The organism is Psittacicella hinzii (assembly GCF_003585935.1).
Lineage (GTDB): Bacteria > Pseudomonadota > Gammaproteobacteria > Enterobacterales > Psittacicellaceae > Psittacicella > Psittacicella hinzii.
On record NZ_NRJG01000068.1, the window covers coordinates 20,965 to 36,755 of the forward strand.

Below are 15,791 nucleotides of genomic sequence, written 5' to 3' on the forward strand. Positions count from 1 at the left end.
ATAGAGATTTCTTGTACCGAGGAGTAAAATATACCATAAAGCAAGAAGTAAACCTAGCTCGAGTTTGCAGAAAAGCAAATTAAAGGATATGTAAAAAAGAAAAATAATTTTACATCTTTATACATACTAGGTTTATATCTCTTGTCATCCAGAATTTTACGTATTAAGTTACGAAGAATAGGTGTATATAACACTTGATTTAACGATAACTTCGTAGTAGCTTAACAATAACTCCGTTCATAACTTAACAATAACTTTTTTAACTAAACTTTTAACGCAATCTTATGAAAATATTAGCGTTTACCGGTGCTGGCATAAGTAAACAATCAAATATCCCTACTTTTATGGAACGTCCAGAAGTAAGAGAAAAACTACACCGTTCTTATGCTAAAGCCCATCCTGAAGAATATAATGCTGTCATTCGTGAATTAAAAGCTTGTGTACAACAAGCGCAGCCTAATGATGCACATATTGCGCTAGCAGAATATGGTATCCCAATTATTACCATGAACATTGACGGTTTACACACCTTAGCAGGTTCAACTAAAGTTTTAGAGCTGCATGGTGGTTTACCTGATGATGAACAACTGGATCAAGCTTACCAACTGCAAAATAAGCCAGTTCTCTATGGAGATCCAGCTCCGAATTATGAGAAAGCTTATGATTGGGTAGATAGTATGAATATGGGAGATATCTTCTTGGTAGTAGGTTGTTCATATCATACGGCGATTGCTGCTGATCTACGTCAAATTGCTCGTTACGCAGGTGCCGAAATTGTCGAAATCCAAGAGGACGCAGCTCATAATGTACGTAAGTTCTTAGCTAAAGAACTAGGTGCAGCACCTGAAAAACTTTACTAAAGTTTTACAGTCTTGTGACTAATTTTTATTTTAAATCCTTTTTGTTTGATCCTTTAGTACAGCTAAAGGATTTTTTGTTGTTTCTGGCATGTGAAATGCTATACAATAAAATAATTATTAGTGGCAATGCTAGGAAAGTAAATGCGTAAAACCATTGCCACTAAATCTTATGATGTCTCAACTTAATGCAGCTATCTAGGTTAGTAGTGCTTATACCTAACTTATGTAGCTTTACAACATTTTATGCAAATCCGACCAAAATTAAGCTTCTCTGAATGTGATAAACCATGGCGTAAAGTGAGAGTGGAGAAAATTTTTACTCTTGCTCGTGGCTATATTTTGCCAGTAAAGGATATTAGTGCAAAAGCTAGCGCAGATAATCCTTACCCAGTTTACTCTTCGCAAGTAAAAAAGAATGGGATTGTTGGTTATTACCATCAATACTTATTTGCCGATGCTATTACTTGGACAACCGATGGTAATGCAGGCAAAGTAAGTTATCGTGCTGGTAAGTTTTATTGTACCAATGTCTGTGGTGTACTCTTGAGTGATCAAGGATATAGTTGCGAAGTTGTAGCCCAAGCCTTAAATCTACAAACTCGTCGCTATATCAATCAAGCAAGTATCCCTAAGCTCATGAATCATACTATGCGGCAGATTGAGTTTTATTTGCCGACAGACAAACGCGAACTACAATTATTAGATCGCTTTTATCAAGGTATCGAACAAGAATTGCAAGCTTTAACCCAACTAACCAAGCACTATCAAAAACTCAAACAAGTATTATTAGATAAGCTGTGTCCTGCCTATCAAGTCGTAAAAGCTCACGCAGAACAGATTGCGAAAAATAAATCTGATATATATATATGCCTTAAAAATCAAGATCTTAGCATCTTGAGGTTTAGGGATTTTAGCCAAAGTTGGCAAGTTGCTGATTTGCAATCTATTGCTAAAATCGCTAACGGTTTAAGTAATCAACAAGACGCAAGTGCTCAAGGTGAATATCCTTTATACGTTAGATCAGCAAATATTTTACGCAGTGAGAAATATCTGTACGATGAAGAAGTAATCTTAGTCCCAGGTGATGGAAAGGTAGGAGAGATTTATCACTACTATCATGGGAAATACGATTGTCATCAACGGGTATATCGCATTTTTAATTTTGTTCCTCAAGTTACAGGTATGTACTTGTACTACTATTTCCAAAGCAAGTTTAAGCAACATGCCATGCAACACACAGTAAAACATACGGTTGATTCTTTACGCATAGCAACTTTTGAGAATTTTAAAGTAGCATATAGTAGTCTTGAAGAGCAGCAACGTATTGTTGACTTATTTGCCAAAGTAGATGAGTTAATTGCAGAGGCTAATAGCTTATTAGCCCATTATCATCGTTTTAAAGGGAAGCTTAATCAGTTGTTACTAGTTAGCTAGTAATTTAGTAATCTTGCAAGCTAGTTGTCTATGGTTATCTAGTAATTTTGTTAGCTAGGAGTTTATGGTTAACTAGTTAGCTATTTAGTTAGTTGTTTGCTTACTATATATCTTTTACCTAGCAAGCAAGGTAAATCTTGATAAGATCAAGCTAAAAAGTCACATTAAACTTTAGTTTATTGCTAACAAGTGCTTAAACTTCTACCTAAATGAGGCATGAAATTATTGCCAAGTATGAATTTGGTTGGATGATTTGCTTTTATGGGTTACAATGCAAGGAATAGCAAATTCTAGCTTGCTGCTTAGAACTTAAGCTCTAAGTTGTGGCACGATCGACGAACGACGAACTACAATCGACTATCGATAATAAACATCGTGATGTTTCTTTACTCGATATTTGCTTTAAGTCGTGATTTGCTATTCTTTTAATACTTCATTTGTCTTAACCACAAATATTAGAACCACTGTATTGTATGAAAAAACGCATGCCAGAATTGCGGTTTAGTGGTTTTACAGCTTCTTGGCAAGCAAGTCAAATCGGTAAAGTAAGTAAATTCGTTGCTTCAACGACTAATAAAAAAGACACTGTAGCACAAGCCTCGACAAGTCATCCTTATCCGCTCTACGATGGTAATAAATGTATTGGTTACAGTAAAAGTTATATCTTTGACCAAGATTATATTGCCCTATCTAAAGATGGTACAGTGGGTAAACTATCTCTTAAGCCTGCTTTTAGTGATGTGATTGCTACGATTGGAGCGCTGCAAGCCCAAAAAGGAGTAGATTTGCTCTTAGCACTACAAAGATGTGACTTGAGTAAATACGCTGTAGGCTCGGCAGTAAAACACATTTACTTTAAAGATTACCAAGAACACTCTCTTTATATCCCGCAAAAGCAAGAACAACAAAAAATCTCCCAATTTTTTTGCTGCCATCGTACAACAAATTGCTGCTGTGCAGCAATCACTAATGCAAACTAAGCTTTTAAAAGAAAGTTTGTACAAAAATTTATTTCCCCAGCTTATGTGCTGGTATAAAAGCCCAGAAAATGCCGCAACTTCAGCCCAAAAAATAACATCAGATATATATATATGCTCTAATTTTCAACAAGTTCCGCAATTGCGATTTAAGGGCTTTAAACAACCTTGGCAAGAAGTAACTTTAAAGCAAGTTGCTAAAGTTGTTAGTGGTGGTACACCTAAAACTTGTGAACCTAGTTATTGGCATAACGGTGAGATTAATTGGTTTACTCCTACCGAGCTAGGTGAGAGTGTATATCTAAGTCTGAGTAAACGCAAAATAAGTGCTGTGGGGTTAAAATATAGTGCTGCTCGGATGTTACCAGCCGGTACGATTTTATTTACTTCACGCGCTGGGATAGGTAAAAGCGCAATCTTAGCTAGCCCTGCTGCAACTAATCAAGGGTTTCAATCGCTAATCCCAATTACAGAGAAGTTAGATACTTATTTTACTTATGTGATTACTAAGTTCTTAGCGGTTGAAGCTAAGTATTTAGCTCATGGTACAACTTTTGATGAGATTTCTGGTAAAACCTTAAAACAAATTAGTTTATTATTACCAGAACTTGCTGAACAACAACGCATTGGTAAGCTTTTTGCTTTGCTGGATCAACGCTATGCGCAACTTGAATTATTAAGTAAGCAACTCGAGCAATATAAAGAAATCTTAATGCAGAAAATGTTGATTACGGTTTAAACGTAACATAGTTAAAATAATGGGGAATACCTACTTAGAGAAACCCTACTTAGAGAATCCCTAAAAGAACTACAAGGTTCTATACTATTTGAAATAATTAAGAAGGCCTGACTAATATTAGTCAGGCTAAAATTTAATCTGGAATTTGTTCTAGGTTTGCTAATAAAGCTTGAATAGCTTTAGGTGTAAGACCTATTTCCTTTAATAGGGCTTGAGGATTAGCAACCGTAGTAAGTTCGTTTTTAATGGTTGCGGTATCTTTAAAGGCAGCATAAAGCTTATCGATACTTGCTTTGCCAATGCCTGGCATATTATCTAAGATATCTTTCCCTGTCACAAACTCTTGTTCACGTTTGGCAACACGTTTGCGGTTGGCATAGTTATGCGCCGCATCACGTAATTGCAGAATGTAATAAAGTTCACGACTTTGTAGTGGGATATGAATTTCTTCTCCAGTTACCCCATCAATAAACTTCTCGGCATAGAGTTTACGATTTTCTTGTTTGGTAACCCCTATGGTTTTAATTTGATAAAGGTACTCAAAACAAGTATAAGCATTAAGAATTAAATCTTTAAACTCTTTAACTGTAATATTAGCTGGAAGTTGAGCTAAGAAACTAAATTCGCGTCCATAGTGAGTCTTATTATCAAAAGCTAAATCACTAAAGCAACTAAATAATCCTTGTTCATAACTGTAAGTTTGCGTTACTTGCTGTTGTGCTTGTTGATAAACAAAATAATTTAAACTTAAAGCATAGTCTGGATTAGCTTGTGCTTTTTGGTTGAGATATAAACGCATGAGTAAGTCGATCGACGGTAATGCAGTCCCAGAATTTGCAAACTTACTTACGCACTGCACTAGATTTTGATATACAAAGCCTTGGGCAAGAAGCACAATCTGATTAGCCGCCAACCCACTAAAGAGTTGATAGTTCTTTTTAGCTAAATGGCTAAAAAGATTTTGCCCTTGTGTTACTAAGGTAGTATAAGTCTCAATTGCACGTAAACGATTAAGGATAGGGAGTAAAGATTTATTTGCCACATTGATTTGGTTTTGTCCTCCATCAATGAGTACTACCATCGGCATTAAACTAATATCAACTTCTGAATGATAACGTTTATATACCGCTTGTTCCATGGCTGCATAGTCGTCTCCGCCAGTAATGCCCTCGATATTAAAGTGACGATAATCACTTACTACCAGTCCTTGATCATTAGCAGCAACGGCAGAACCTTTAGTGAACATCCCTCGATCATGACTAATATCAAAGCAATGCATTTTATTTAGCACCGCATTGTTTAATAAGAGATCAGACAGATGATACCAAGCTTTACTTTCAACCAATTTATTTGGTACATAGTTAAACTTAGTATAGTCAAGGAGAGAAGAACTTATATCTTCGAGAGAATCTGAAGTTGTCGCAACTGTGTTAACTACTTTAGTTGTATTAGCATTAGCTGTATTAGCATTAGCTGTATTAGCATTAGCTGTATTAGCATCAGCTGAATTAGCATCAGCTGAATTAGCATTTTTCTTATTAGCAGCGTTAGCTGTATTATCTCTAGTAGGTAATACTTCTAAAGGTTCAGCACGCATGCCAGCCAGAGCTGTAGGCTTATTAGCTAGCGCTAAAGTATAGTTGTACTGTAAGTAGTTTTGTTCTAAATAGCTAAGATGAGGATAGAGGTTTTGTAAGCTTTGTCCAGCATCTAAACTATCTAGATCTAATTCTGCTTGTTCCGAATACTTAACTAACCATGGTTCTTGCGCATGCGCAAAAATCGGCGAAGCAAATAACTCGGGATCCATTTCTCGTAAAGCTGCAGGAATAGCATCATTCCAGTAAACCGCCGGATAACTTTTTTCCAGAGTAAAGTCACCATAGTATTCTTGCCCAGGTAAAGCTTGAGCAAAGATTTGACTAGCAGCTTTTTTTAGATTGCTTTGCATAGTCTTACTTAAGCCATGGTAAAAGCTTTCTACTTGTTGGATATTCTTTTGTCCACGAGTTAAAGCAATTTCTGCATCGAGATCAGCAAAATCAGCAAAGGCTGCGTCTATATCTCCAGTAAATTCTTCGGTAAGCTCTCCGGTAAGTTTATTATTAATATCACCTTTAAACTCACCTCTTAACTCACCTCCTAACTCACTTCTAAACTCACCTTTAAATTTATCTTTAAACTCACGAGCAACACCAGCAAATTTATCTTGCGTAGTTGGATTTAGATCACCAAACTCATCCTGCTCATCACTTTGCTCAAACTCATCATAGTCATCAGCATTCAGAGAATTATAGTCAACAATATCTTCTTCATCAAAGATATTAAAATCCCCAGCTCCAGCTTGATACTCAAGACTCGGATCAAAGAACTCTTCTTCTCCATCGATTGTCGAGTGCTGTGAATTATAAATTGAAGCATCAATCGAAGTATCTTTAGAAGCAATAGTAGCAGCCTCAACAGAAGCTTTAGCATAAGCACTAGCTTGATGGTTTTCTGCTTTAGAAGTTGCTGTTGCTAGCGGTTGTTGCTCTAGCGCATCAGTACCACCTTTAGAGTTGGAGCTAGGAGTTGCTGATGTTTCAAGATTAGGAGATAGTTCGACTGTGGAGTCGTTGGCTCTAGTTAGGAGTGCTTCAAGTTTACCTTTAGTTTGCGCCTCTTGTGCTTGGCGAGCTTTAAGTTTAGCTTCTTGTTGGTATAAGCTCACTTGCGCAAAGCCTTCTAAATCTCGTAAAACTTGTTCAAGTTTTTCTTGATCTATTTCTTTATCTTGGATTGACGCTAGTAATACTTGAGCTAGTAGTTTATCGTCTTGTCCAGGAAAGAATAGTTGAGGTAAGAGTAAATTAAATAAATCTATATCGGCAGCTATATACTGCGCTAAGTATTGTTTAGTCGCAGCTATAGCACGTTTTTCTTCGAGTTTCATAACAGCTCCTAAGCAACTTTTTTCGGTTTATCGGCAGTACGTTTAAGTAAAAGATTCATGCGTTGCGCTACGGCATTTTCAGCATTATAAGTCGCTAAACGTTGCAGATCTTTATGTGGACACTTAGCTCCAAGACGTACGTTATAACCAAAGATCTCTGAAATTTTTACCGATAGTTCTTTGGCTTGTTCTGGCGTAAAACCTGAATCAATAACAATAATTTTACGTGGACGATGGTTCAAGAGTTCTTTATTAGTTGGTAAGTACTTCTCATTACGCGTTTGTTGGTAATAAGGGATTAAGAAACTATTGTAGAGTTCACTATTTGAGAGTGAAGTCATTTTCTTACGTCCAAGAGTAAGATTCTTACTCTCTGTACTGTCGGTTAGGAGCATGTTACGAATATCAATCACTAACCCATGACATACTTCAATAATCGTCATGCATGCCATATGTTCAGTTCTTGTTAGTTGTACTAACTCAAAACTATCTTTCAGGTCAAGCGAATCTAAAATAGATCTTGTCCCTATATAGGCTTTGGTAGCAGGCATTTGCTCGGCTACTTGCTTAAAGAGAGTTTTTCCAGCTGCTCCGCGGTTTAAGAAGATTTGTTTAATCGGTTGCCAATAAGCTTGATAATCTAGAGGCTTAGTAAAGACGCAGTGCCCTTTACATAAACCAAAATCATACTTATCGCACGGATGTCCGTGGCGTTGGTGGCGTTTAAAGATTGTTGGAGTACAACTTGGAATCTTAAAGACGCTTTGGAACTCATGAATAATTTTTTCCCAAGCGCGTGTACCGGTAAACGGACCAATAAAGTCGATTTCTTTTTTTAGATAGCGCGATAAATGCAAAATATCTCGACGATAAGCTCCCATAGCATAGATGCTTTGATAAGGCTCATCTGGAGTTAGGTAGAGATATTTGGTATTTTCTGGAGAAGTTTTATTGTAATAAGGTAGATAGAATTTTTGATAAACGTTATATTCAAGTTCATGCGCTTCATGATCAGCAAAAACAAAAATCGTTTGCATACGCGCAATTTCTTGTTCCATTTCTGGACGATGGCTATGTCCGTCAAAATAAATTTTAAAGCGTTTAGGAAGTTGTTTTGCCTTACCGACGTAAATTACGCGGTTTTGGCGATTAAGCATACGGTAAACACCACAAACTGGTGGCGTAGCTTTACAGAACTCTTCGGCATTAAAAGGTATATCTTGGTTCATTAACCAACGAATTTGGTGTTGTTGATTTGTAATGTCAACTAAGGTTAAAGTAGCCATAAGAGAGAAAAAAGAAAACGTAGTCATACTCTGACTACGTTGAATGAAAAAGAAAATAAATTTGCAGTTATGCTTAGAAGTATGAAAAATAATCTGCTAGCATATTGTACCAAAGATCACCTACTTGTGCTTAGACGTTTGGTAGTCAAGCTTAACGGTTTTGAGTTAATTCTGCTAACTAAGCATGGTTGTATGATAACCATAATTAATACTTATAGCTATAGTTAAGGTATCTTTAGTAACTTCTATACTTTAAGATGAACACTTGTGGGGTGTTACTTTCTAGAATATTTCTCAGCTGTAGGAGTAAAAGCTTGAGCTAACACTTCTAAACAAGCTTGCGCAGCTAAGACGTCAGAATCTTGTTGGAGCTTAATGTGCTCGTAGAAATAGATTTGACGAATTGCTAGATTATAGTTAACGTCAAGTAAAGTTTGTATTTGGCTTACGAGGTTTTCAGGATTAAGGTCATCTTGAATTAACTCTTTAGCCATTTCTTTACCCATTACTACATTAGCTAGAGCTACATATGGAGTTCTGATTAATTGTTTAGCCAGAATAAAGTTAAACGTGCTTAGCTTATAACCTACGACCATTGGCGTATGACATAGCAGCGTATCTAAAGTAGCAGTACCAGAACTCACTAAAGCAAAAACAGCTGTTTGTAATACTTGATGCGCATGTTTAGATACGAGAGTTACATGTAAATCATCGTAATTAGCTAAGGCTTGTTTAATAGGTTCTAAGAGTTTATCTTTAGCAACTGGTACTACTAATTCTACGTTTGCTGGTAATACTTGTTGACGTATAGCCTCACGGACTCCGTCTAAGTAGCTAGTAAAGATTAACTTAATCTCTGAATCACGTGAACCTGGAAGCACAGCAATACGAATAGGTTTAGTTGTGGATTTAGAGGTAGCTTTACCATTAGCATCCAGATTAGAGCTCGCATTACGTTCAGCACTATAGCTATCGTGAGTTGTATAAAGTACGCCAACTTCTTGTAATTGGGCGCGTGCTTTTTGGGCTGAAGGTAATTGATTTACAAACTCTTGTAAACGTTGTGCATTAAGGATAAAGTTGTTCTTAACTCTACCATTGAGATTGTGATTGTCTGAACTCTCGTTAGCGTTTAAACATGTGTTAGATGCTCTTTGACTGTTACTTGCAGTATTGTCTGAATTAGTAGAGCTTGAGCTAGCAGTTGAATTTACTACAGAGTTAGAGCTTTGAGAGTTGGTTTTGGCTTGTAACTGAGCGACTTGTTCAGCTGATAAAGTTAAAAAGTACTTCCCATTAACACCTAATTGTAAATTTTCACGATTAACACTAATACTTTGTCCTTGTAGCGTGAGCATGATGTTATTCGGATCGTTAGTTTTACTTGTAGCTGTTGCAGCATCGATTGTGGTAGCAGCTTGCGCTAGTTCAGGTTGGTTTAAGGTTGCATCTTTGTCTTGTTTAAGTTTACTAAATGGGTGCTCAAAAATATGCGCAGGAACTTCCTCATCAAAATCCGGAGTACTTACCATGCCACTTAGAATATCTTGGTATTCGCGGTGTTGGCGTTGCAGGATTTGTTGATAGGTTTCTTCTTCGGCTGTATTAGCTTCCATTAAGCGACGTGCTTGTGATACCCAGACTTTACCATCGTTTAGTTGGTAAAAACGTTGTTGGGCATAATTCGTCATTAGAGTTTGATACACTTGCGCATCCAAAGTAAGAGTATAACCTAGTTGGTTAGCTAAGCGATGTCCAACAAAAACCGCTGGATGTTCTTTTTGTGCATAGAACTCTTGCTCAAAAGGTAAAAGACAAAGTACTAAGTCAGTAGCTTTTTTAATGTTCTCAATACGTCCTTGTCTCCATGCCCAAACTGTAGGACTCACATAGTGCACTGTTTTAATTCCTAATTCACGTTTAGCATAAGCTTCGATACGTAAATTAAAATCCGGATTATCAATACCAATGTAAAGTTGAGCTTGAGATTCTTTTACCAGTTTTTTGGTTTGAGAAATGATTTTACTTATTTTGGGTAAGGCTTTGAGAACATCAAAAACCCCAAAATAAGAGAGATCAGTAATATCGTACCAAGTAGTAACTCCTAAGGAATGCATATTATCACCTCCAATACCCACAAACTTTAAGTCTGGACGTAGGTTTAGCATTTGTTGCACTAAGCCTGCACCTAATTGGTCTCCACTCACTTCACCAGCAACTATGGCTACAGTAGTGTTTTGTGGGATTTGGGCTAAAAGTTGCGTAAAATCTGTATTTTGCGAGGTAAGTTTAGAACTTACATTATTCATAGTCATAATTAATTCCTTATGGCTATATGCTAGGGGAAAAGTATTTAGAGAAATGACTAGTTTTAAGGATTTCTCTCTTTATATTATAGCGGTAAATTACTAAAATCCACGAAATACTAATGCCTGACGTAGCAGTTTTGAGCATTTTTAAGTGAGAGTTTATAGATGGTAGGTAGACTTATACATAAAAGCTCGTAAATTTCTCCAAACTCGTAAATTTTTACGTTAAAATAAGCAACGCTTGGTAAATTTTTCCAAGCATTTACAAGATTTAGACTACTTAGACTTTACCCCTAATACATAAAAGGTAGCTGTTATTTAGATACAAATATCTAGTACAACTTTTTACACTAGTGAAACTTTTTATGAAAAGTCTAAGCTCTTCTGGTTATTCTGGCATGCTTTACTTGTTTAAAGTAATGTCACAACATTAAGGAAAATGCTAATGAAAAACGTCTTAGCAATTCAATCACACGTAGTGTATGGTTATGCAGGTAATAAAGCTGCAACTTTACCTATGCAATTATGTGGTGTAGATGTATGGCCATTAAATACCGTACAATTCTCAACTTCAACTCGTTACCCTAAATTTGCAGGTCCAGTTACCACTAACGAAGACTTAGTGAAAATCGTTCAAACTCTTGCAGATCCGCAAGTAGATTTACTTAAACGTGTTGATGCGGTTCTATCTGGTTATTTAGGTTCGGCCGAACAAGTAGACGCAATTCTTGAAATTGTTGATACAGTTCGCGAACAAAACCCAGATGCCGTATATTTACTTGATCCGGTAATGGGAAAAGCTGGTAAAGGTTGTATCGTTGCACCTGGAGTAGCTGAAGCTATTCGTTCTAAAGCTGTATCACGCGCGAATATCACTTGCCCGAACTTAGAAGAGTTACAAATTCTTCACGGTTCAGAGTTAAAAACCTTTGCGGATGCAGTTAATGCAACGATTGAATTAGCCAAACGTGGACCAACGATTGTAATGGTAAAACACTTACATCGTTGTGCTCGTCAAGAGGGTGAGTTTGAAAGCTTACTTTATGATCATAATACTGGTAAACTTTATCACTTAACTCGTCCATTAGTAGACTTACCTCGTGATCCAGTAGGTGCAGGTGATATGTTAACAGGTATTCTTTTAGCTTGCTTATTAACAGGTAGCTCTGCTTTAGAAGCTTTTGAGCACTGTCAAAATGCGGTATATAAAGTAGTACTTAAAGCAAAAGAAATGGGTGAGTTAGAATTACAACCAGTAGCTGTACGTCGTGAGATTATGGATCCACCATTAGACTACCGTGCTGTAGAGCTAAATCCCCAAGACTTTGTTGCTAAACACAAAGCTCTATAATTAATTAGTAAAATAGCTAAAATTTTTGTTTTATAAGTCCCGACATGCTGGTTACAGCAGTCGGGACTTATGCATTCTATCTTAAATTCCCGAATTTTTATACCATACTGTAATCAACTAACTAAAGCAATCAGGTCTTTTTTATAAAGCAACCTTAAAAAATACCTGAATATCTCTTATTTTTATTTAGTTGAGCTTCTATTCATTTTTAATCAGTTATTAATTTCTGTAAGGTACTTTTGTTAAATTCTATTTACTGACAATTGTACCTTACAAAATTGGATATAAAAAGAAATTTTGTATTAATATTCACAGTGCAAACATCATCTATTTATTAAGTGGTGGTATAAAAAAAGCGGGAATTTAAGTTCTATGGGGTAAGTTGTATCATTTTGGGGGTGCAGCTCGTGAAAGTGTAATTAAAATCTTAACCTTTATTTAATTTAGGTACAGCTAAGTAATAAATGTTAATCGGACATACTAAGTTAGGACAACTTTTCCTTGCTTTTGTAGTTAACTGTTCCATAGTGCGTCATTTAGATACTAAAATTGTGGCTTTTTTAGCTTAGATTTTTGAAGCATGCTAAAATATGAGCCAACGAAAAAACAAAAGATTAGATCGTCAGTTGCTTATCTTTGTGTAACTCTATGACAAAACACTTATTTATTTTGCCCACTGCTGCTAGTGTACAAATCGCAAGAATTCTTTTAGCGTCAGAACAGTTAGACCCGACGCAAGTATATGTGCTGTATGCGCCAGAAGTACAAGCACAAGTAGCTACTTTACCTCTAGAAAATACTCAAGTAGCTTCACTAGAAAATTACTTACCAGCTTTTAAAGCCCTGCAACAAGCAGAGCAATTTAATATTAGTTTATATTTTGCTTATGTAACTAATTATTACCAGTTTATTGCTAATTTCTTAAATGGACAGACCACAAACGCACAAGAGCTAAGTGCAAATAGTTTAACCTTAGCTGACTTTACGCTCTATGTACCATTTTTAGATCAGATTTATACTCAAGTAGTAGCAAATCACCCAGCATGTAAACATTTACATCTATTCGAAGCTGGTGCTTATGCTTATCAAGGAGATAAAACTCCTCTTGCTCCGAGTTTAGTTCTCGAGTTTGCTGAGTTTTATCAAGATTACCCTCATGCTACTTATGTTAATACGGGTATTCCTCCATTTACAGTTTGTCGTCCTGTTGATATAGCAGGTTTAGTAAACCAACGCGTAGGTTGGCATGGCAATCCGGTAGTCTATCACCGCTATAATCAAACCGCTTTCTATTGGGTAGCTAGTCCTATTTGGCAAAATCACATTACTGAATTAAGAACCTTTACCCAAGAGCAAGTAAGCGAACAACCGGTTTTAGGTAGTTTATTAGCGATTATTAGTCGTCTAACAAATTCAGAGATTACGACGACAGCCTATCATCGTGATAATTTACCTTACCACTTATGGAGCTTTGATGCCTTTAGTATTAATGCTTTAAGTGATGAGCATTTACAAGCATATTTAACGCTGAATTTAAATGCGCTTACAGCCGCGAAAATTCCTGCGCTAATTATTCGTTTAGAGCAAGAAATCAGTACTACCAAACAAGAGATTATTCGTCAAGCGCTAGTTGAAAGTAAGTTAGTTACTTATGAATTACCAGCACAAGTTAATCTTCTTGCAGATTTCTTAAACTTACCAAGCCAAGCACTAGTAGTGCATGGTTTATGTAGTCCAGATCTTATTGCCGCAGCTCTTAGTCAACAAACCGCAAACTGTCAATTATTACAAACCGTAGGCTTTGCAGAGTTTCAAGAGTTTTTAGCGAGCTTAAATTATGATTTCTTACATCTGTTAAATGCAATAAAACAACTGCTTAATGATGATTTAAATGCAGAAGATCGTGCGCAATTACTAGTAATTGCAAGCGAAGAGAAGTTTATTAACTCACCATTTGCGCGCCTAGTATATGAGTTCATTCGTTATTACGATGAACAAAATATGCGTCAGGGCTCGAAGATCCTTGCCGGACGTAAGGATAATAAACCTTACAAGTTAGATACACCTTTTCCAGCAACAGATCAGATCCCAAGTGAGCTTTTTGCTGAACTAGGAAGACGAGCTTATGCATTAAAACATGCTCCAGCTAATCCGCTTAAACACTTAGTGGAACAAGAAGTTGCGAAGCAAGCGCAACAAGTTAACTTAGCAGCTAAGGAAGTTACTAATAATGTTGATGGACAAGATCTTGCTGCGAGTATTGCTCCTAGTAACGCGGCTGCTAAAACTGCGATACCTCAACAAACTATTCAAGTAGCTAAAAAAGCGATTAAAGCGCAAGCAACCACACCTCAAGCACCGCAAGAGAATAGCCAAGCTAAAGAGCAAGGAGCAATTGCGCAAAGTACCTCTGCGATTGCCTGCGATCAAGAAGCTGCTAAAAATACTTCTCAAGAAGCAACTCATCCTACTCAAGAAGCTGCTCAAGAGGCAAGCTCGCAAAGTGCAAGCTCGTCTTCTGAAAATGCGAATGCTAATGCTAGTCAAGACTACACTAAAGCCAACTCTTTACACTTAACGGCACAACAACGTCGTGAACAAGCCATTGCTCTCCGTCAAGCTAAAGAAAAAGCTTTACAAGGTACGGCTTCTGATTTAGCGGTATTAGCACAAGCGCAACAAATGGTTGTAAGCTCTAAAGAAGGCAAGAACGGTTTAGATAAATATCAACGTGAAGTTGCATTACCTGAAGCCTCTGCGCCAACCGTTAGTTATGAGCTAGCTAAAGCTAATATTGAGAAAAATAATCAGCAACTTAAGCAACAAACTTATAATCCGTTTTTTGCTGGTTATCGAAGTAATGAAACGCTTGCTTTTAAAATGGATTTTTGGCAAAAATTCATTTTCCACCAACAAGCATTGTTACAAGAGTTTAGTGCGAAGCAAGAGATTACTGCTTATGCTCAAGCTTGTGTGCCTAATCAAAGCGTAATGGAGTTTACAGGTGCAAGCTTAGTAGCTAATCTGCCTAATGAACAGACTTATGCTCTTGATTTAGGGGGATCTTTAACCTATAGCTTACAAGCTGTTAAACTTGGGAAACAAAAACTCAAACATATCTTTATTATCACTAATCATCAGAGTTACCATTTACTTAATCTATACGTAAAACACTTCAATTTAAGTGTGGAACAAGTGATGATTGTAAATCTCTTAGATGAAGAAGATAAGCAAGTTTGTATTTACGGTAACTTATATCGCCAGTTAGATTTAACGCCATATCAAGAACGCATTATGCAGCTGCAAGACTTTAACCTTGCCCAACATTTAGAAGTTGGACACGAGTTAATAACGCGTATTCTTGCTGAAGTTGGTTTTAATCACTTCCAGATATATGTACCAACCTTAGATCTAAGTGTGCTCTTTGCAGGTTTAGCGCATCCTCTATGTTATGCGATTAATCTGTTACATAATAGTGAGGTGGCTGCTTATACTGAAGATTTTGGACAAGCACGTGTGAAAAACTTAATGCAACAAATCCAAAAAGTTTATCCACATCTGGTGTTAAAAGATAATCTTCTAACACGTGACAAACTAATCGACAATATTTACTTTATTGACAAAGCTGTAGATGAAGATAAATATCACAGTCGACCAGTTAATAAAACACGTTATCGTATGCCTGAAATGACGGCTAAATCTGAAGATAAAGATGTAGCTGAGCAAAAAGATACAGCAGAAGCTAAAGACACAGTCGAGTAAAAAGGTACAACTGTGTAAAAAGATACAGCTGTGTAAAATGTAAAAGCTGTTTAATCTCAAAAGTCAGCACGTAAATGCTTAGCTAATCTTAAGTGTATTGTGAAAAAAGTGATACACTACACCCATAAATTAATCCCCGTA

The 15,791-nt window shown here is 36.6% G+C and carries 9 protein-coding genes; 6 read left to right on the forward strand and 3 right to left on the reverse strand.

The features are described 5' to 3' along the window. Window positions 1-284 precede the first annotated feature (284 nt). The 4 genes from CKF58_RS04300 (at window position 285) to CKF58_RS04315 (ending at window position 4,010) form a co-directional block, all read left to right on the forward strand. The gene (locus CKF58_RS04300; RefSeq protein ID WP_119531325.1) at window positions 285-860 is read left to right on the forward strand and encodes a Sir2 family NAD-dependent protein deacetylase; all 576 of its coding nucleotides are present in this window, start codon (window positions 285-287) and stop codon (window positions 858-860) included. A gap of 243 nt (window positions 861-1,103) precedes the next feature. Continuing rightward, the gene (locus tag CKF58_RS04305; protein WP_119531327.1) at window positions 1,104-2,294 is read left to right on the forward strand and encodes a restriction endonuclease subunit S; all 1,191 of its coding nucleotides are present in this window, start codon (window positions 1,104-1,106) and stop codon (window positions 2,292-2,294) included. Between the two features lie 473 nt (window positions 2,295-2,767). Next, window positions 2,768-3,274: a restriction endonuclease subunit S gene (locus tag CKF58_RS04310; RefSeq protein WP_119531329.1), complete on the forward strand. Its 507-nt coding sequence runs from the start codon at window positions 2,768-2,770 to the stop codon at window positions 3,272-3,274. 43 nt (window positions 3,275-3,317) lie between these two features. Then, on the forward strand, window positions 3,318-4,010 hold the full coding sequence (locus CKF58_RS04315) for a restriction endonuclease subunit S (RefSeq protein WP_222987699.1): 693 nt from the start codon (window positions 3,318-3,320) through the stop codon (window positions 4,008-4,010). A 133-nt stretch (window positions 4,011-4,143) separates the two neighbouring features. Here CKF58_RS04315 and CKF58_RS04320 read toward each other — a convergent pair whose 3' ends face one another. From CKF58_RS04320 to CKF58_RS04330, 3 genes are all read right to left on the reverse strand, one after another. After that, on the reverse strand, window positions 4,144-6,942 hold the full coding sequence (locus tag CKF58_RS04320; protein ID WP_119531333.1) for a hypothetical protein: 2,799 nt from the start codon (window positions 6,940-6,942) through the stop codon (window positions 4,144-4,146). Between the two features lie 8 nt (window positions 6,943-6,950). Further along, window positions 6,951-8,228: a GIY-YIG nuclease family protein gene (locus tag CKF58_RS04325; protein WP_222987700.1), complete on the reverse strand. Its 1,278-nt coding sequence runs from the start codon at window positions 8,226-8,228 to the stop codon at window positions 6,951-6,953. 275 nt (window positions 8,229-8,503) lie between these two features. Continuing rightward, window positions 8,504-10,543 carry a glycosyltransferase family protein gene (locus CKF58_RS04330; RefSeq protein WP_119531337.1) on the reverse strand — a complete coding sequence of 680 codons (2,040 nt, stop codon included), beginning with the start codon at window positions 10,541-10,543 and terminating at the stop codon, window positions 8,504-8,506. Between the two features lie 439 nt (window positions 10,544-10,982). On the opposite strand from CKF58_RS04330, the gene pdxY reads away from it, so the two are divergent. Together pdxY and CKF58_RS04340 are read left to right on the forward strand one after the other, a co-directional pair. Then, window positions 10,983-11,888, forward strand: coding sequence for a pyridoxal kinase PdxY (gene pdxY / locus CKF58_RS04335; protein ID WP_119531339.1), 906 nt, complete (start codon window positions 10,983-10,985; stop codon window positions 11,886-11,888). A gap of 648 nt (window positions 11,889-12,536) precedes the next feature. Beyond that, complete coding sequence (locus CKF58_RS04340) at window positions 12,537-15,650, forward strand: NADH-quinone oxidoreductase subunit E (RefSeq protein WP_119531341.1); 3,114 nt, start codon at window positions 12,537-12,539, stop codon at window positions 15,648-15,650. Window positions 15,651-15,791 lie beyond the last annotated feature (141 nt).